The sequence below is a fragment of the Roseovarius sp. E0-M6 genome (assembly GCF_037083845.1).
Classification (GTDB): Bacteria; Pseudomonadota; Alphaproteobacteria; order Rhodobacterales; family Rhodobacteraceae; genus Roseovarius.
Map to the genome: position 1 here is coordinate 62,977 of NZ_JBAPLA010000010.1, position 18,385 is coordinate 81,361.

General features: G+C 61.4%; 17 protein-coding genes and 4 pseudogenes. 14 read left to right on the top strand and 7 right to left on the bottom strand.

Annotated features, from left to right (window positions below; genetic code table 11):
- Window positions 1-65 precede the first annotated feature (65 nt).
- Together V8359_RS18415 and V8359_RS18420 are read right to left on the bottom strand one after the other, a co-directional pair.
- The gene (locus V8359_RS18415) at window positions 66-1,274 is read right to left on the bottom strand and encodes a fatty acid desaturase (RefSeq protein ID WP_336430576.1); all 1,209 of its coding nucleotides are present in this window, start codon (window positions 1,272-1,274) and stop codon (window positions 66-68) included.
- A 5-nt stretch (window positions 1,275-1,279) separates the two neighbouring features.
- Window positions 1,280-1,522: a hypothetical protein gene (locus V8359_RS18420; RefSeq protein ID WP_336430577.1), complete on the bottom strand. Its 243-nt coding sequence runs from the start codon at window positions 1,520-1,522 to the stop codon at window positions 1,280-1,282.
- Between the two features lie 169 nt (window positions 1,523-1,691).
- Here V8359_RS18420 and V8359_RS18425 point away from each other — a divergent pair, with 169 nt between their 5' ends.
- The 4 genes from V8359_RS18425 to V8359_RS18440 all read left to right on the top strand — a co-directional run bounded on the left by V8359_RS18425 (window position 1,692) and on the right by V8359_RS18440 (window position 4,934).
- Window positions 1,692-2,426, top strand: a complete 735-nt coding sequence (locus V8359_RS18425; RefSeq protein ID WP_336430579.1) for a Crp/Fnr family transcriptional regulator — start codon at window positions 1,692-1,694, stop codon at window positions 2,424-2,426.
- Window positions 2,427-2,774: 348 nt separating this feature from the next.
- Entirely contained in the window at window positions 2,775-3,842 is a 1,068-nt protein-coding gene (locus tag V8359_RS18430; RefSeq protein ID WP_442970406.1) for an IS630 family transposase, read from the top strand.
- 403 nt (window positions 3,843-4,245) lie between these two features.
- Window positions 4,246-4,578: a hypothetical protein gene (locus V8359_RS18435; RefSeq protein ID WP_336430580.1), complete on the top strand. Its 333-nt coding sequence runs from the start codon at window positions 4,246-4,248 to the stop codon at window positions 4,576-4,578.
- Window positions 4,579-4,742: 164 nt separating this feature from the next.
- A complete protein-coding gene (locus tag V8359_RS18440) occupies window positions 4,743-4,934 on the top strand; it encodes a Thivi_2564 family membrane protein (RefSeq protein WP_336430582.1) in 192 nt (63 codons plus the stop codon).
- Window positions 4,935-5,253: 319 nt separating this feature from the next.
- Here the strand turns inward: V8359_RS18440 and V8359_RS18445 are convergent, their stop codons facing one another.
- Together V8359_RS18445 and V8359_RS18450 are read right to left on the bottom strand one after the other, a co-directional pair.
- Window positions 5,254-5,667, bottom strand: coding sequence for a DUF4440 domain-containing protein (locus tag V8359_RS18445; RefSeq protein ID WP_336430583.1), 414 nt, complete (start codon window positions 5,665-5,667; stop codon window positions 5,254-5,256).
- Window positions 5,664-6,083: a hypothetical protein gene (locus V8359_RS18450; protein WP_336430584.1), complete on the bottom strand. Its 420-nt coding sequence runs from the start codon at window positions 6,081-6,083 to the stop codon at window positions 5,664-5,666. The genes V8359_RS18445 and V8359_RS18450 overlap by 4 nt, the downstream gene beginning before the upstream one ends.
- A gap of 516 nt (window positions 6,084-6,599) precedes the next feature.
- On the opposite strand from V8359_RS18450, the gene V8359_RS18455 reads away from it, so the two are divergent.
- The 4 genes and pseudogenes from V8359_RS18455 (at window position 6,600) to V8359_RS18470 (ending at window position 9,713) form a co-directional block, all read left to right on the top strand.
- Window positions 6,600-7,085 carry a hypothetical protein gene (locus V8359_RS18455; protein WP_336430585.1) on the top strand — a complete coding sequence of 162 codons (486 nt, stop codon included), beginning with the start codon at window positions 6,600-6,602 and terminating at the stop codon, window positions 7,083-7,085.
- Window positions 7,086-7,179: 94 nt separating this feature from the next.
- Window positions 7,180-7,641 carry a phosphate-starvation-inducible protein PsiE gene (locus V8359_RS18460; protein ID WP_336430586.1) on the top strand — a complete coding sequence of 154 codons (462 nt, stop codon included), beginning with the start codon at window positions 7,180-7,182 and terminating at the stop codon, window positions 7,639-7,641.
- 305 nt (window positions 7,642-7,946) lie between these two features.
- Window positions 7,947-9,193 (top strand): annotated as a pseudogene (locus V8359_RS18465) (class I SAM-dependent methyltransferase).
- A gap of 79 nt (window positions 9,194-9,272) precedes the next feature.
- Entirely contained in the window at window positions 9,273-9,713 is a 441-nt protein-coding gene (locus V8359_RS18470) for a hypothetical protein (protein WP_268956499.1), read from the top strand.
- 571 nt (window positions 9,714-10,284) lie between these two features.
- On the opposite strand, the gene V8359_RS18475 is transcribed toward V8359_RS18470, so the two are convergent.
- Window positions 10,285-11,631: a peptidoglycan-binding protein gene (locus V8359_RS18475; RefSeq protein WP_336430587.1), complete on the bottom strand. Its 1,347-nt coding sequence runs from the start codon at window positions 11,629-11,631 to the stop codon at window positions 10,285-10,287.
- A 381-nt stretch (window positions 11,632-12,012) separates the two neighbouring features.
- Window positions 12,013-12,558: a DUF4174 domain-containing protein gene (locus V8359_RS18480; RefSeq protein ID WP_336430589.1), complete on the bottom strand. Its 546-nt coding sequence runs from the start codon at window positions 12,556-12,558 to the stop codon at window positions 12,013-12,015.
- Between the two features lie 483 nt (window positions 12,559-13,041).
- Here V8359_RS18480 and V8359_RS18485 point away from each other — a divergent pair, with 483 nt between their 5' ends.
- From V8359_RS18485 to V8359_RS18505, 5 genes and pseudogenes are all read left to right on the top strand, one after another.
- Entirely contained in the window at window positions 13,042-14,676 is a 1,635-nt protein-coding gene (locus V8359_RS18485; RefSeq protein WP_336430591.1) for a Mu transposase C-terminal domain-containing protein, read from the top strand.
- Window positions 14,636-15,640: a TniB family NTP-binding protein gene (locus tag V8359_RS18490; protein WP_336430592.1), complete on the top strand. Its 1,005-nt coding sequence runs from the start codon at window positions 14,636-14,638 to the stop codon at window positions 15,638-15,640. Before V8359_RS18485 ends, V8359_RS18490 begins: the two co-directional genes overlap by 41 nt.
- Window positions 15,637-15,816, top strand: a complete 180-nt coding sequence (locus V8359_RS18495; protein ID WP_336430593.1) for a TniQ family protein — start codon at window positions 15,637-15,639, stop codon at window positions 15,814-15,816. The genes V8359_RS18490 and V8359_RS18495 overlap by 4 nt, the downstream gene beginning before the upstream one ends.
- Window positions 15,817-16,484: 668 nt before the next feature.
- Window positions 16,485-17,228: pseudogene (gene tnpC / locus V8359_RS18500) on the top strand (IS66 family transposase); the annotation flags it as partial.
- 34 nt (window positions 17,229-17,262) lie between these two features.
- Window positions 17,263-17,831: pseudogene (locus tag V8359_RS18505) on the top strand (IS6 family transposase); the annotation flags it as partial.
- On the opposite strand, the gene V8359_RS18510 reads toward V8359_RS18505, so the two are convergent.
- Entirely contained in the window at window positions 17,807-17,998 is a 192-nt protein-coding gene (locus tag V8359_RS18510) for a hypothetical protein (protein ID WP_336430601.1), read from the bottom strand. The pseudogene V8359_RS18505 and the gene V8359_RS18510 overlap by 25 nt on opposite strands.
- 134 nt (window positions 17,999-18,132) lie before the next feature.
- Between V8359_RS18510 and V8359_RS18515 the strand changes: the two are divergent.
- Window positions 18,133-18,385 (top strand): annotated as a pseudogene (locus V8359_RS18515) (IS6 family transposase); the annotation flags it as partial.

An 18,385-nucleotide genomic window follows, 5' to 3' on the forward strand; every position in this document is an offset into this window, starting at 1 on the left:
GTGCAGCGACGGTGCCGCGTGACACGGGGTCCCGTACGGTCGGCCATTGGCGAAATTTACAAGGCTCATGTGGCAAGTTTTCGGGCCTCGGCAAACGACAGAAGTTTGTGGCTGTTCTCGTCCCACAGGTGCAGCCGCGCGCAGCGGAAGCTTTGCCAAAGCGTGATGCGCTTGGAACGCGCCAGCAGGTCGTGGTCCCTGACCACCTCACCCAGACGGTAGAACGGGATCCGGCTGGCGAGGTGATGCACGTGGTGGACGCCGATATTGCCGGTGATCCAGCGCAGGATGCCGGGAAGGTCGTAGTGCGAACTGCCCTTCAGGGCGGCTTCCTGGATGTTCCAGTCGTCCTCGTGCTCCCAGCTGGTTTCCTCGAACTGGTGCTGGACGTAGAAGAACCAGGTGCCCGCGATCGCGCCCAGCAGCATCGTCGGCAGGAACACGAACAGCAGGACATCCCAACCGCCCAGCCAGATGATCACGCCGAGGACAAGGCCGATGGCGGCATTCGTCGCCATCGCGCTCAGCCAATAGCGCCAGCCGGATCGCATCAGGTAGACCGGCAATCGGTGCTGAAGGAAAAACAGGTAGAACGGCACCACCCCGAACATGACGACCGGATGGCGCAGAAGGCGATAAAGTGCGCGGCCGAGCCATCCTTTCTCGCGATACTCCCTGACCGTCAGGGTCGGGACGTCTCCGACACCGCGCCGATCGAGGTTGCCAGTCGTGGAATGGTGGATCGCGTGCGTCTTGCGCCAGACGTCGTAGGGCGTCAGCGTCAGCACGCCGAGCCCGCGGCCGATCCAGTCGCACAAGCGCCGATCGCGGAACAGCGACCCGTGCCCGCAATCGTGCTGAATGATAAACAGGCGGACAAGGAAGGCCGCGTTCGCCAGTGCCAGAGCCATGGCCAACAGCGCGCTGATCGAGACCAGCCACCACGCCACCGCCCAGATCGCGACGAAGGGCACCAGCGTGACGGTCAATTCAAACACGCTGCGCGCGGGAATGGGCTGTCGGTAGGCTGCCAGTGTCCGGGTCCAGTCCGAGGGCCGCAGCGCGTCTTGGCCCTGCGCGGGCGCATCAGCCCGGTCCGCTTGCGCCTGCTGCGCGTCACCGGCGGCCTGTGCGGTGGGTTGCCCGGATTGTACCGGCTTTTCGTGTGTGTCTTCGGCGGTTTGCATGGTTTGATGATTGGGCTGGCTGCGGGCCAGCGTGTCACGTTGTCTGGTCGCGGATGTCATGGTGCGCGTCACGTCCTCTATGGTCAAGCCAGTCATTCCTGCGGTCTGCGAACGGAGTTGCCGCCAGCGATGATTCGGTTGATGATTTTGGCCACGGCCCGGTGCGATTCCGTTTCGGCATCCGTGCCGGTGGCATTCTCGTGGGTCGCCGCAGCATCGCGGAGCACCCCCATGATCTCGTGCTCGGGCAGCAGATCGCGATCATTCATGGCCAGCATGAGCGCCTCGCAGATCGAGAGGGCGGCCATGCCGGCATGATCTGTTTGAACGGGCATCGTGGAGACTCCTTGATCCTTTCGGCGAAACGACCTTTGAGTCGGTCGAATCCTGTTTAACGCACCCGTTGTGGCAGGAAATGAGGTATGCTGGACTGATCCAGAGCAGTCACCGCAGCAGAATTTTCGAATAGGTCATCCACCGGGGATGACGATGAGGAAAAGGCACATGAACACCACGGCAAATAGTCCGCTTACGCGCAAGCTTTCGAGTTTCGTCGCCTTGTCCGAGGCCGAACTCGCGGTGCTGCAGCGTCTGCATCAGCGACGCCGGTCCTTCCCCGCGGGGCGCAACCTCGTGCACGAGGGACAATCGGGGCAAGCCACCTACATCCTGTCGGCCGGGTGGGTATGCTCCTATAAGATTCAGCCCGACGGGACGCGCCAGATCGTCGATTTCCAGGTTCCCGGGGATTTCCTGGGACTGCGCAGCGTCCTGCTGCGCACCTCGGATCACAGCTTTGAGACGATTGTCGACAGCCAGGCCGCCGAGGTGATGTCGGCGGACCTTTTGCAAGCCTTCGATCAGACGCCACGGCTGGCCGCGGCTATTCTGTGGGCCGCGTCGCGGGATGAGGCGATGGTCGTGGAGCATCTCGTCAGTATCGGGCGGCGCGACGCCGAAGCCCGGATGGCCCATTTCCTGCTGGAGCTGGGTGCACGGCTGGCTCTGGTGGGCATGGGGGGCAAGCAAGGATACGACTGCCCGCTCACGCAGTATCACCTTGCCGACACCTTGGGCCTGAGCGCGGTCCACGTGAACCGCGTCCTGCGGCAGCTTCGCGAGAATGGGCTGGTCACTTTCCGGGACGGTCGCGTCACGTTCCATGACTATGACCGGCTTGCCGAACTCGCAGAGTTCGATCCATCCTATCTGGATCAGACCGGGCCGTTTCTCACATGAAAACCACCACCGGCGCGGCACGATGGCCCCTGTCAGGTCGATGGTGTCATGCAAGCGCGAGGTTTGCCACGTGGACTTGCTTGGTTCGTCTCGTCGTCGGCATTGGCCATACGGGTCTCTTCGGCGGCTGTAGTCTGGTCGGGAGTTTTCGGGACTTTCATTTCATGGACAGCTAGGGTGAATCCCGCGCGGAGACAGGCAGATCATAACGCATGTATGCCCGCCTCGCACACGATGAAGGTACTCGGATACATGCCCACAGTTGTTGGGCCGGAAACTGCGTTATACTCCGAGTCCCGCATAAGCCGAATTTTGTGACTTGACGGCTGGGCTTGCAACGATTCAGCTATGCCTATGATCCGCCCTGGCTTTCTTTCCTCAGCAGACCGCCTCGAGCTTGAGGCTTGCGTGCGTCGCCAGCGCGAGGACTACGGTATTGCCCGTCGTGCAAATGCGATCCTGCTGCTCGACGACGGCAAGTCCTGCCAAGAGATTTCGGACTTCCTGTATCTGGACGACGACACGATCCGCGGCTGGCATAAAACCTTCCTGCAAGATGGCTGGGATGCGCTTGCATTCGACGGCTGGAAGGGCGGTCAGTCCCGTATGACGCAGGCACAGGAGGTTGCGTTGTGCGCTTGGCTGGAAGCGCGCTTCTGTCGCTCGAAGGTTGAGATCAGAGCCCATGTCGCGGCTGAATGCGGTCTGAACTATTCCCATTCTGGCTGCATCAAACTTCTGGCCCGACTGGGCTTTGAATACCGCAAGCCCAAGCCCCTGCCACGCGTGGCATCAGCGGAGAAGCAGGCCGCTTTCATCGCATTATACGAGAAGCTGATGCGTGAGTTACCAGCAGATGAAGCCGTCTACTTCGCCGATGCAGTGCATCCGGAATACCAGACCAAGCCTGCATTTGGCTGGGTGAAGGTTGGATCAAATCCAGCGGTTCTCAGCACGGCAGGGCGCGGTCGTGTGAACATTCATGGGGCTGTGAACCTCGAAACCTTCGACGCACCCTTTGTCGAGCCCACAACCGTTGATGGGGTCAGTGCCGTGCAGCTTCTGACCAAGATCGAAGCGCGCAACCCTGACAAGCGCATCATCCATGTCATCTGGGACAACGCCGCCTATCACAAGGGCCCCGATGTCAGGGCCTTTCTCGCCAGGACAGCTTGCCGTATCCATCTGATCCAGCTGCCGCCCTACTGCCCCCATCTCAATCCGATTGAGCGGCTGTGGGCCGTCTTGCATCAATACGTTACCCACAATCGCTACTACCCAAGCCAGAAGCAGTTCGCCAACGCCATCCTTGCATTCATGCGTGAGACCATCCCGCAGGAATGGACGAAATTCCGCGACAAGGTCTCAGACAACTTCCGCGTCATAACCCACGAGAACTTTCGGGTTTTGAAGTAGAAGCGGTATATTTCCAATTTCTTCGCACGGTTGCATTGACGCAGGTCAGCTTCGGCGCGCGTAGCTGGCTCGGCTCGGCGGACGAGGAACGGCAGATCGGCGCCTGTCGTACTCGAACCAGATCGACGGGGGGCCGATGATGGCGGCACCCGCGACCGGTGGCCCGCGGCCCCGCTGCACCATCCGGTAATCCGAAATGACAACCACGAGATTGCTCAATCTGGCGGCAGGGGAACAGTCGTAGAGGGTCGCTCCATGATGGCGTCCAACACGCCGGATTCAATAGCGAGCCGAAACCGAATTCGATCCTGGCTAACTTGGGTCAGTGCGGCACGAGATGAACCAAGCTAGAAAATAGCCAAGGCCGGAGGCCGGCCTAGACACCCAACAAAGGAAAATTTCAATGAAAATTTGGATCATCAGCACCGCCACAATTCTTGCCGCCGGTTCGGCTATGGCAAGCGAAGGCGGCATTCCGTGGGACACCGACGGCAACGGAACAATCTCCGCCGAAGAGTACATGGCCGGAGAGAAGCGCGACATGGTGTACAACACGTGGGACGCCAAAAGCGACGGCACACTGAGCCGCGAGGAGTTCGCTGCCGGCAAGTGGAAAATGTTCGACGAGAACCAGGACAACGCCTGGGACACCAACGAGACCCTGACGTGGATGGACGCGGCGGAACGCTCAGGCACTTCGTTCCCCGACCCATGGAATATACGTCGGGATCGATAACATCCTGAACCATAAGACTTAGGGCGGGGCGCGGACCGGACGCTTCGCAGCCGGTGCCGCTCGTCCAGTCACTGAGCGGCGGTCCCGGCAAGGTCGGGCCGCTGACCGACCGTCGCCTGGGCATCACCCGCCCGGCGTGACCCGAGCACAGGAAACCCGATTCAATGTCTCTTATCAATCTGGTCATTACCCTGCTGGTCGTCGGCGTCGGGCTGTGGGCGATCAACACCTATGTTCCGATGGATCGAAAGATAAAGCAGATCCTGAACGTGGTGGTCGTGATCCTGGTCATCCTCTGGCTGCTGCGGGGTTTCGGACTTCTGGGCGGAGTCGGCGATATCGGTTTCGGTGGCTGATCAAGATTGTCGCACGGCTGTCATCCAGACTGTCGCGCTACCGGCCGGAACCCACACCGCGCGCGAAGGCGCGCGACCGACATGCTGGCCGGTATCGGCATGGCCCTTGATGGACCACACGCCGCCACTGCAAAGGGTCTCGGCCTTGAGAGGCTGACGCCGCCGGCACATCCCATGCAGGCGGTCATCGGGGATACAGTGGGCCAACGCTTGACCCCGTCAGCCCGAGGCACACATGAGCGTGCCGCGGGAGCCTGCGAATTCTGCTCTGTCTCCGCTCGGCCCTTTCTCACCAGCGCCGGGCGCGCGCCTACCCGGCTCAGGCTGCCGGCGTCTGCTGATGCGCCAGGCGCAGCCATTGGCCGTCATCCTTCAGATAGGTCGAATTGCAGAGCGCCTCGTAGACCGGACCGCCGTCGCGTTCGGCGGATACCCGATAGGCGAGCACGGCAATGTCGCCCCGGATGCAAACATGACGCTCGCTCATCACGACCGAGCGCCAGCGCTGTGCCACCTCCTTTTCGCGCCAGAGCGCATCGCCCTGGAGGATCCCGGCCGGGTAGGGGAAAACAAAGACGGCATCCTTCGACGTCATCTGACGCGCGCTGCTTGCGCCCTTCGTCCAGAACATCTCTTCCCGGTCCCAGAGCGCGGCATGATCATGCGATGACATCGGCGCATCCGGCCTCGTCGTATCGTTCGCGGGGCTGCCCGACGGCGCGCCGCGTTTCATTGGCCTGATCCCGACGAGCCGGTGAACAAAAACTGCACGGCGAAAAACAGGACCGCCATCAAAGTCCAGATCAGTCCTGTCGACATCGTCCACCCCTTCGCCCCCGAGGCTGATCCGGCCGTCGCCTCAGTCGCCTTTGCCGGGAGCAGGCCGGTCAGTTCCTGCGCAACCATGCCATCATCCTGCTCAAGCGCCGGCACGTCGCGCACCCGCGACAGCAAGGCGACCAGGCGCACGCCTGCGGCCCCCCGCCCGAGAGCGGCCAGGTCGCGGGCCTCCTGCCAGGGATCGAGGTTCAGCCGCGCCAGTGCGGAAAGAACGGTCACGCCGTTGCCCTTGCGGTCCTCTCCGACGGATGCGTGGAGAAATCGGTCGAAATCGTGGTTGTGCGGATCAAGAACAGCATTCGTTGCCATCTTACACTCCTTTTCATGAGGTTGTGGGCCTAGCATCTTTCGGAAAAGACGGCCTGCCGCCCGAAGACGGGGAGAAAAGACCCCGAACTGCTTACATCATAGGCAATATGCTGGGCGCGTGTGCTGACACAGATCAGTGCCTTGTCATGCTGTCACGCACGGCCTCGCCTTGATGGTCCAGTATGCCGGCGCGAGTGAACTCCGGCAGGCGCTAACCTGGGTCAACACCCGGCACATGTTCGCGGGGTAAAAGGTGACAAGCGCGGAACCGCCTGGGAGCCTGACCGCCTCCGAAAAGGACCCGCTCCTGCCACAGCAACTTCGAGGGCCGGAGCAGGACCGTTCAAGCACATGGTAAAATACGCCAGCGACCCGGACTACGGGTACGAATCACCGACATCTCCAGCACAGTCCCGATATCCAAAGGTCTGCGAAACACGATGTCACGGCGGGGTGCGAGACTGTCGACTGACCGCAAACCAGATGCCACGACACGCACAAGGAAGGAAGGCACCAATGACCCTGACCAGCAAGATGATCGCCGTATTCGACCATCCTTTCAACGTCCCGGGGCTCGATGAAACGCTCCCAGCCGGAGCGTACGAACTCGAAACTGCGGAATGTCCGCCAACTGATCGGCGGGATCCAGAACAATGGAAATCCTCTATCTTTTTGAAACTGCACCCGCGAACATCACATCCCGGTCTTGCCCAGGTCCTGACCGTTGCACTGACTGACCTTGAACGCGCAAATGCGAGGGACAAGGCATCCGGCAAGACGCTGACGGATTTTTTCCTTGCGGAAATGCTCAGCGACCCGAGCGTGCTGCTCGTGATGCAGGCCGACGGCGTCAGCGACGCGCAGCGCCGGCATCTTTACTCCGGCTCGCGGATTTCGCGGAGTGGGAATGACGAACCCGTTCGGGCAACGGAATCCAGAACCCGGCGAGACGAGGCGTCTATCAGGGCCGCAGAGAATGAAGGCATGCCGGTCAGAGCGTGATGTGCGATGCCTCAAATCGGAAGCCGCAGCACCGAAAGTTTCTCAGAGCGACGCTGACGCAGCCCAACGGGTTTTATGATTTTGGTTCGCAAGCATGAATGAAAGCTACACCGAAAAGAAACCGGGCGCGCCCTCTAGCGGCATGCCCGAAGGTGCACAGTCGGGCTTAGGGTCGGGACGCGGAGAGAAACTGTTCGCTCTCGGCCTGTTTCACGTCATCGAGCGATTGCTTCTGGTGGTTATCGTGGCAATGACGCTGGTCGCGGTCGCCTTCGAGATCCTCGCCATCTATCGGCTGGGGACCATCCTGTTGGCCGATATTCTCCTGATGTTCCTGTATCTCGAAGTGATCGGAATGGTATCTGTCTATTATTCCCGACGCGATTCCGTCTTCGTGTATCCGATATTCATAGCGATCACGGCCGTGGGGCGCCTGGTCGTTCTGCAGGGCAAGGAAATGGCGCCGGAAAATATCCTTATCGAGGCGGCCGCCATCTTGCTCTTGTCGATTTCGGCGATGGTGATCATCTGGGCAATGAGACAGCAAAAGCTGTGATGCGTGTCACCGGCTCCCGGGTGCGCGGACCGGGGCCGCGGGGTGGGCGTGCCGGAAGCCAGCTCTAATCTGCGGCTGCGCCCCCCGGCCCTTCGCAGAGCCTCGAGCATTCCAGCTGTCGTTCCCCAGCGGCTGTGGCAGAGGCGGCTGGTAACGCGCAGCACTGATGACAGGAGTCGTGGATCTCGATGGTGCGCGGCGTGTTAACCTAGGTTAGTGGCACCGGCGATTGACTGCTTCATCATGACATTTTCGGATTTCAGGGCTGATCCTGTCTGATTAGGAGGCGTTTCATGAACAGGTCCATGCCATGCGCCAGTGCGGTGCCGGTTTCATCTCTCGGAGTGTCAGCCACGACCACCGAGGGGCAGCGCGATTTGCCGCGCTACTTCGCGTCTGTTTTTGTGAGAGCCTGCGCCATGGAGGCGGGGCGGGTTACCTTTGTGCTGCCCGACGGTCGCAAATTTCGCGCGGACGGCGCGCGGCCGGGGCCGGTAGCCGAGTTGCATGTGCATGATCCCGATCTCTTCACGCGGCTGATCCGCGAGGGTGACCTGGGGTTCTCGGAGGCTTACCTTGATGGCGACTGGTCGACGCCGGATCTGCAGGCTTTCATGGATCTCGTTCACGTTGCCGGCGATGACATATACGATGGATTTCCGGGCAAGGGCCTGCTCCGACTTGTCGAGCAGGCACGGCAAGCGCTCCGAGGCAATACACGGCGGCAGGCGCGACGCAACATCGCCGCCCATTACGACCTCGGCAACGATTTCTATCGGCTCTGGCTCGACGAGACGATGACCTATTCATCGGCCATGTTCACGACCGGACAAGAAAGCCTCGAGTCGGCGCAGACCGCGAAATACGCGAGCCTGATCGACGAGATGGGCGTCGAGGCGGGTGATCACGTGCTGGAGATTGGCTGCGGCTGGGGTGGCTTTGCCGAATACGCCGCCACCGAGCGCGGTCTGCGCGTCACCGGGCTCACCAACAGCGACGCGCAGTACGACTACGCGCGGGACCGCATCAGGAACGTCGGCCTCGATGACCGGGTCGAGATCAGGCTCCAGGACTACCGCGATGCGCGCGGCCAATTTGACGGCATCGCCTCGATCGAGATGTTCGAGGCTGTGGGCGAGCGCTACTGGCCGGTCTACTTCGACACCGTCCGCGAGCGGCTGAATCCGGGGCGCAACGCGGCCCTGCAGGTCATCACGCTTCAGGACCGCCGCTGGGAGACGTACCGCCGCAGCGTCGACTTCATCCAGAAATACATCTTCCCCGGGGGCTCGTGCCCTCGCGCACCGCGCTCATGGCCGAGGTTGAACGGGCCGACCTGCGGTTCGTCCACTCGGTCGAGTTCGGCGAAAGCTACAGCCAAACACTACGTCGCTGGCACGAGACGTTCAATGAAAATTGGCAAAAGATTTCCGCCTTGGGCTTCGACGAGAGGTTCCGGCGGATGTGGAACTTCTATCTAACGTCCTGCGCCGCGACCTTCGCAAGCGGGAACTGCGACGAGACGCAGCTGACCGTGCAACGGCCAGCCTGAAATGGCCGGGCGCGGGCACCATGGCGATCCGGTGCGCCATCTTTTGTGAACAATTTTTCGCTTCGCGGGAGAAATTGGAATGATGACATCTGCTCGGACCGCGCTTCTACTGGCTTTGGTGGTTCCTGCCGTAACGTCAGCCCAAGAAAAAGTTACGCTTCCACCGGACGTCATCGAGGGATTCTATATCACCCTCGATGACGTGCGCGCCCGAAGCGACGAGCTCTACGACGCGCTTGCACGCGCCGCCGGCGACCCTATTTCCGAGGAAGACTTCGTCGGAAGGCGGCTGCCGGACAAGGTCGTGCCGGAAGACACGGACCGGGACCTTCTGCAGAGGATGTTCAGCGTTCTCGACATGAATGGTGACGGACAGTTGACCCGCACCGAGTGGAACGAGCGGATCGAGAGCGACCTGGCATTTGCCGATGCAAATGAGGATGGCAGGATCACGCTCGAGGAGCTCTCAAACGCGCGCGAGAATATCGGCATCGGCGATGCGCTCGGCCTGATCTTCTGATGTCCGGCCTGGGTGCCGGCTGGGTCGCGACGTGCCGCGGGATCCCTGATGCGCACGACCCCTGCGCGGAGCGGTGTGGCGCGGTTCAGGCCTTTGCGTCAAAGTATGGCAGTCTCCGGTCGCTTGTCTTGCGTGCGCCTCCCGCCGAACGCTTGCATTGATCTCGGGCCGAATGCGCGGAACGGCAAGACGACCGTCCCGGCCCACACGGACCGGCCCCCGATCGCAGATGCATTACGGAACAGGCGTCACTGTTCCACCGTCCGGGTTGCGACGGCGCCTGCTCTGGGGGCTGTCCGACCAGCCCGGCTCGACCCTCTGGATGACAATACCGGGCTGGACAGCACCTTGCCTCAGCGCAGCCCAAAAAAACCGAGGATGACAAGGACGATGACGACGGCGCCGACGATCCAGATGATATTGTTCATGATGTGCTCCATTTCATTGGTTGGCCGCATGCGTGTTCCGGCCGACATGCGGGTTTCGAGGCATTCGTGACCGCGCTTCGGATGCAAGGCCCCGCGCGCGGATCACAGGCCCGGGCGCCGGCGCACCGGCACCCGGCGGCGCGTTATTGGTCCAGGGCGCGCAGGATGCCCCGCAGCACCTCGGCGCCCTCGACGATATCCTGGCTTACGCCGCGGGTTTCCTGCATCATCGCCGTGACCGTCGGCCGGTCGAGATAGCCGGTCGCGGCCTGCTCGCGGCTGCGCTGGTAGCCCTCGATGGCCTGCTGGGTATCGCTGTCGAAGGCCCCGTCCTGCCGGCCCGGCCCGAAGCCGAGCTCGGTCAGGCGCTGCTCGATCGAGAGGCGATCGGCGCTGCTCAGGTCGAGGGCAGCCTCCCTTTGAGCCGCTGCCGACGGCGCGGCTTCGGCAGTCTCGGGCTCCGGCTCGAGCGGGGCGGGGGCCTGCCGGTCCAGAAGCGCCACCTGCGCTCTGGTAAGATAACCGGTTGGCGGCAGATCATTGGCTTGCTGCCAGCGCTCCACCGCTGCGCGCGTGCCCGGCCCGAAGATGCCCTCTACGCCGCGGGTGTCGTACCCAAGCGCGGTCAGGTCGACCTGCACTTTCCGGCGCTCCGCCCTGGTCAGGCCAAGCCGCTGTTCGGCGGCCGCCTCCGGTTCCGGGGCTGCCGTATCGGGTGCCTGCGTCTCGGCGCGCGTCTCCGGTCTGACCCGGCTCGCGACAGAATCGGTAGGCGTCTGCACCAGAGCGAGGCTGGTATCCGTGTCCCCGCTTGCCCAGGCGGGCGAGCGAAGCCTGTTCACTGCCGTGCCGACGCTGACCCCGGGTGCGAGGAAGTCGTCCACCACCTGCCGGCCGAAGGCGCTCTGCCTTGCGGTGCTGCGCGGGATCGCACGGCCCGGCGCGGCGGCCGAGACGACAAGCACACCCTCGGGCACCGCGATGTCCGCGAGGCCCGGCGCGGCGAATGCCTCCACCTCGAAGCTGTCGAGCTGGGCGGCGTCGATGAACACCACTGCCGCGACCGGTGCCTGCCCGGCCAGCCTGAGCACGAGATCCAGTGGCACGCCATCCATCATAGCCTCGACCACGGAGCCGTTGCCCTGATCGACCGGTGCCAGATAGGTCACGCCGTCGCTCCTGAGCGCGTGGCCCGAGTAGAAGACCACGACCCGGTCGGCCTCGCCGCCGTCGAGTTGCTCGGCGAACGCGGCGATGTGTCGGCGCATCTCGCCGCGGTCGAGATCGGTGCCCGAGGTCACGTCGTAGCCGCGCTGCTCAAGCGTTTCGGTGACCGCGCGGGCGTCGGCCTCCGCGCTCAGGGCGTCCGGCGCCTGGCGGTAGTCGTGATTGCCGATCACCAGCGCAAGGTCGGCGGCCACAGCCGCTCCGGGCGCCAGTATGGCAAGGCTGGCGAGCGTCGCCCGTCCAAGTGGCAAAAGCCGTTGCATTTCCATCTCCTTTGTATTGAGTGTACGCTGACCCTACCGGGCCCGGTGCCTCCGCGCCCTTGCATAGATCAGCCCTCGCCAGGCAGCGTGCCCTACACGCTGCACCAAGGCCGGACAGGCGGCGTCACAGGGGGATCCCAACATGGACAAGCCATCGAACTGCTCCGAAGCAATGGCCAAGTTGAAGGCCAGATCTACCGTTTGAAGATCATTCTCCGCGAGATGTACGGCCAAGTCGGTCCAGATTTTCTCAGAGCCCAAATGCTGCCGCTCCGCCACACAGGTTGAGGAAGAACCCGATGAATGGTTAGGCAACACGAGCCTTTCAGATGGCGCTTGGGCTGGAGGTACCGTGGTATGGCAATGAGGCAGGCAGCACTGTCAATCCTCCGTGGTGCGGTTCTCGCGCACCTCGCGCTGGTACAGCGGCAGCTTGTTGATCGAGCGCGAAATCTCGCCCACGGACAAAGGCACCGGCTTGCGCCGGATGATCGTGCCGTCCTTGCCCATGACGACCATCATGAACCCCCTCGGACGCAAGGATTGCCGGAAGGAAGACCGCGCCGCAGGATCGGTGTCGGTGATCACGATAACGTCGCGATCCACCAGCGGCTCGAGCTGTTCGGTGATGTTTTCCATCTGCTGGATGTATTGCGGGTCGTTCGGACTGTCCGCGAAGACGACGACGGGACGACGCGTCCAGCGCCATTCCCCGAGCGAGGTTCCGACCGCCGGCCGGATGAGGTCGGCTTCGTCCGCATCGGCCTCTTGCTCGGGCGGCGTATGCTGCACGGGTGTAGATTGCTCTGCCGTCGGAACGGGCGTCTGGGCAACGGGCGTTTGCGCGTTTACCGTATCCGGGGCGGCAACCTGTGTCGCGACGAGGGCAAAGGCCCCGATCTCGGCGCATTTTTTAAAGATTTTCACAATGTTCGATATAAGTTCGGTGAGTGCGTCTGCATAGACCTGTTGCTGCAGCAGGCGCTAAAATATTGTGTCCCCTCTCGATGCGGATGTGTTGAGGGTGCAGGCGCGTCCTGATCCGACGCTGCATAGTGTGGTAAGATGACCCGCAGTGGCCACGTAGACCGCGTGTATCGCAACGGCGTGCGCGCCGGGCCAACTTAGCTTGTCAACGGAATCAAGTGGCCTCGACTGATCATTTTGGGGGCTGCTGAATGGGATCGGAGAAGAGCCTGTTCACGATGGCGCTGAAGTTCGCGGCACCTTGGCATGTCGATGACATATCCTTCTATGCGCCCGCTGTCGCGTAGCCCTTAATTGTGAGATGAGAAATCCAACGAAATCAACGGCCTTGCTTTGCCCTTAAATATGATATTTTGCCTTTAATTCCGATATTTTTGCCCTTAAACCTGAGACAGGGTTCGCAGCTTCGTGTGGCAAATATTGATGGATGATGATCGCGAAGACTTCGTTGCCGCTGGTGCTGAGGAGGTGCGCAGGGCGGTCGTTCTGCGTCCGCTTGTTCAGGCATATCTCAAAGGAACTGGCAGTCTGGAAAGTGGCATCAATGACGCCGTTTGGGAGCTTGGTGTCAGCAGGGCGACTGTCTGGCGCTGGATAAAGCGTCTGGCCGAAGAGGGTGGGCGCACCAGCGCGCTGGCTTGTCGGAAACGGGGCCGCCCGACTGGTACAACCTTGATATCCGGCAAGGTGGAAGCGGTGATCGAAGAACATCTTCGCCGTTATTTCTTACGGCGGGAACGTCCAAGCCTGTCGCGCATCGTGACAGAAATCCGAAGCGCGTGCTGGCAGCAGGGCTTGCAACCGCCGACACGTCGGACGGTTCAGCGCAGGCTGGATGCAATGGATGCCCGTGAAATTGCCAAGGCACGCGAAGGCGCAAAGGCGGCCCGCCAGAAATTTGCGCCGGTCGTAGGCGACAACAAGGCAAACCGGCCACTGGAGGTCGTGCAAATCGACCATACGCCTGCGGACATCATTCTCGTCGACAGTTTTGAACGCCAACCAATTGGGCGGCCTTGGGTCACGCTGGCGATCGACGTCGCAACGCGGATGGTGACCGGATATTACACCTCTCTCGAGGCACCTTCGCGTCTGTCGGTGGTGCTTTGCCTGACACAGGCTGTGGCCCCCAAGGCGGAACTTCTGGCGGAATTGGTGCGCAATGTTCCGTGGCCCGCGCAGGGTAAACCGCATAGCATCCACGTCGATAACGGGCGCGATTTCCGGTCGCATGCCTTTCGGTCGGCATGTGCGGAATGGGGGATCGATCTGGTCTATCGGCCGCCAGGCAGTCCTCATTTCGGAGGGCACATCGAACGATTGATCGGCACGGTGATGGGGGCCGTGCACCTGTTGCCTGGAACAACGCAATCCTCGGTCGTGGCCAAGGGCGACTACGATGCCGAAGGCATGGCCACGATGACTTTAGGCGAATTTGATCGCTGGTTTGCTCTGGAAATCTGCCGCTACAACAACAGCATTCATTCAAGTCTTGGCTGCACGCCCGTCGCCAAATGGGAGGCGCTCTCAGAGCAAATGATGGGCGATATCCCCTTCGAGATTGAAGCCTTTCGGGTGAGCTTTCTGCCAAGTGAACTGCGCAAGGTCAGGCGTGACGGCATCCATCTGTTCCAGATACGGTACTGGTCTGATGCGCTTGCAGGCCACATCGGGCGCGGGGATGGAAAGGTGGTCGTCCGATACGACCCTCGCGACCTATCGGTGATCTGGGTCGAACTGGATAATGACCGATACGTCGAAGCTCGGTACCGAAACCTGGAAATTCCGCCTGTGTCGCTCTGGGAATATCGCGAAGCCATGAGGAATGCCCGTGCCCTTGGCAAGTCCGGGTCCAATGAGCTGGTCCTGGCTGAGCTGATCCGACAGCAACGCCAAATCGAGTCTGAAAGCCGGAGCCTGACGAGGGCCGAACGCCGATCCCGTGAAAGAAAAGGGACATTGGAGGGCACCAACTCGGCTGTCTCGAAAACCGACGGGCTGCGCGCAATCGACACGGGTGATACATCGCGCCCATTGTTCAAGGTGGAGAGATGGTGAATTGAGGGCAAGGACAACTGAGGAAGACGGTCGGATCGCCCTCATTCAATCGGATATCTGGATCGGCTTTCCGCGGGCCGAACAAGTCCTGGACCGTTTGCAGGGAATGATCGAAGCGCCAAGGCAAACCCGTATGCCTGGCCTTCTTGTGCATGGTGCGTCGGGGATCGGAAAGACGATGATCGCCCGCAATCTTTCGCGCAGATATGCACCGGAATATGACCCAGCATCGGGAATTACGCGAACGCCGCTGTTGCTGTTACAAGCACCACCAGCTCCCGACGAACGGCGGTTCTATCTGCACATCCTGGCGACCGTCGGGGCACCGGCCACGGCACTGAGCGCGCGCGCTCAAAATGTGGCCTCCCTCGAAGTCCGTGTCGTCGCGCTTTTGCGCGACCTTGGCCTGCGGATGATCATGATCGACGAGGTCCACAACCTCTTGGCCGGGACCCACCGCGAACAGCGCCGCTTTCTCAATGTTCTGCGGTATCTCAGCAATGAANACGAGGTCCACAACCTCTTGGCCGGGACCCACCGCGAACAGCGCCGCTTTCTCAATGTTCTGCGGTATCTCAGCAATGAACTCGAAGTGTCACTGGTCTGCTTGGGGGTCAGCGAGGCCGTCGATGCCATCCGTGGTGATATCCAGCTTGCCAGGCGGCTGGACGAACATCACCTGCCAAACTGGCGCGACGACGCCGAGTTCTCGGACATGATCCAGACACTCATCGCGGCAATGCCCCTCGAGAAGAAATCCAATCTGAAGGTCAAGTCACTAAAGCAGATACTTGCGCTGACCGGCGGGGTGACCTCGCGCATCTTCGCCCTGATCAAGGATCTTTCCATCGACGCCATTGTCACAGGTAATGAATGCATCACCGATGACGCAATCGCAAAATGGACGCCGGTTTGGTCGCGCCATGCGAACGCCAATCGGCGGCTCGAGAAGTCCGGGGTGTGAAGCCGCACCCGCTGCCAAAAACTGTCGCGCCGCTGCCAGACGAGTTGTTGTCAGGTTGGTTGTCTCGGTTGGCTGCGGCCAACTACTGTGATGACGCCGAACTGCTGGCTCATATCAAGATCGATACCGCGCATGGCACCGCCTTGGACCTCAACATCGACGCGGTGGCGGCATAGAAGATTGCCAGCGCTGCACGTGTCGCCCCAGACGTCGTGCGATCTTTGACCTTTCCAGCAATGACGCCACGAGAAGCCTCGCTGACGGCCCAGATGCCATTCCAGCATTGCCCGCAATGCTCCCGAGAGGGCCTTTCGCTCAAGCATTGGAGGCGGGCCTGGGCATTCGACTGCCAGGTTTGCGGGGCGAGACTTGTGCAGACCCTCGGCAAAGCAGGCGACGAACAAGTATCCGAGAAACTGACATACCGAGCGCGCCGTGGGGCAGGGATGCTTGAGTGCGCCGCGCGATCACGCGGCCCCAGACCACTTCGGCGCGCAATGCGTGCAGTCGCCTTTGCCATGTCACTCAAAACCTTCCGCGGGGATCCGTCGTTCGCTCTCCAGAACCCCAGATCGGAAGTGAGGCTGTTCTGTCTCGCCGCAATCGCCGCCGCTCGGTCTTATCCCTTGGCTAAGGCAGCCATCGCCAGCCACAGCATCGACGACTATGCAAGGGTTGCTCTATTGCGCGCCTTCGAGAAGGAGCCACGTCTGCTTGTTGCGGTTGATCATATCGCGCAAAGGCGCGCGAGAAGCATAGGCGTGATGGCAGTCGAATCTCATAATTAAGGGCAAAAAATATCCCCGAACGCGTCGTGTTTCAGAATTAAGGGCAACGCGACACCCGTGACGACCGCAACTGGGGCGGCGCCGACCCGCCCGGGGTGGTCTTCTTCTACGCGCCCGATCGGGGTGGCAAGAATGCTGAAACCTTCCTTCGCGGCTTCGACGGGATCCTGCAACTCGACGGGTATACCGGCTACAACCGGCTGACGCGCCCGTCCCGCAACGGCGGTGGCCCCATCCGCGTGGCCCATTGCTGGGCGCATGCCCGGCGCAAGCTGAAGGAAGTGTTCGACCGCGACGGCTCCGAGATCGCCGCCGAGGGCCTGCGCCGCATCGCCGAGATCTACAAGATCGAGGTTGACATCCGCGGCGTCGAACCAGGTCAACGCCTCTCGGCCCGGCAGGCACGAACGGCCCCGCTGGTGGCGGCGTTCGGCGACTGGCTACAGGAACAGCGGCTTCGGGTCTCGGCCAAGTCCCGCCTCGGCGAGAAGCTGGCCTATATCCATCGCCACTGGGAGGGCCTGCAGACCTTTCTCCATGACGGCCGCGTCGAGATCGATTCAAACGGCGTCGAAAATCTGATGCGCCCGATCGCACTGAACAGGAAAAATGCGTTGTTCGCCGGTCACGACGAGGGCGGCAAAGCCTGGGGCCGCATCGCGTCCCTGATCGAGACCGCAAAGATCAACGGCGTCGAGCCCTTCGCCTATCTCAAGGCCACCCTCGAGGCCATCGCCGCCGGCCATCCGAAACAACGGATCGACGAACTCCTCCCTTGGAACTTCCAGCCGTCAAGCTGAAAAGCCCGTGGGGCCCAGCTGGCGCTTACTGATCGTCTCACACGAAAGCATCCGGGTCTGGTGCCAACGGTTTGGGACTCAGATCGCCGCCAAGATTCGGCGCGACCGACCTGCACCGGCCGACAAGTGGCACCTCGACGAGGTCGTGATCTCCATCCGGGGTCAGAAACACTGGCTCTGGCGAGCCATCGATGCCAACGGTGACGTGCTGGAGATCTTGGTGCAGAGCTGCAGAAATGCCGATGCAGCCAAGCGCTTCCTGAAGAAACTGATGAAAAGATGGGGCGTGCCGAGGGTTCTTGTGACCGACAAGCTGCGTAGCTACGACGCGGCTTTCCGGGATCTTTGCCCGGGGATCGAACACCGCTCGCATAAAGGATTGAACAACGGGCCGAGGCGTCGCACCGGCCCACCCGGCGACGTGAAAAGATCATGGGCCGTTTCAAATCCCCTCGCCAAGCGCAGCGTTTTCTGTCGCTCCACGACCAAACCGCCGCCATCTTCCGTCCAAAGCGCCACCGAATTTCCGCAGCATCCTACCGCCACGCCCGGGCTGACGCGTTCAGCCTGTGGGCCGATTATGCCGACGAAATGACCGCGTGAAAGCCGCGTCGTGCTTGGTAAGTCTTCGGGAAAACAACATGACAAAGCCCTTTGGAGGACAGATCTATCCCAGAAACCTGAGCGCCGATGGGATCGATAGCGGTGATCTCGCCGCCGAACTCCTTGATGATGACAGCGCGCGCCGGGTCAATCGGCAGAAGCTTCATTTCATGTGTGTTCAAAGTCGGCCTCTTTGGTAATTTCTTCAAGGTAAGTCGAAGTTATCTGTGTTGAAAGGGCTCTGTTGCATTAACACATGGGATCTTCGATCGTGTGGTCATTGACGATGGTGGAGATCTCGATGGCTCAGCGCAAGAACCCATTCAAGCGACACCGTTTTCCGCAGGAGATCATCTTGTTGGCATTACGTTGGCACTGCCGCTACCCGCTGTCCTGTCGCGATGTCCGTGACATGCTGTCAGAACGCGAAGTGACGGTCGATGCTTCAACCATTCACCGCCGGGTTCGCAAGTTCGGCCCCGAGATTCGCAAACGGGCATTCGGTGCCCACCGTTCGTGGCGCGGCCTACAGTGGCATGTCGACGAAACTTACA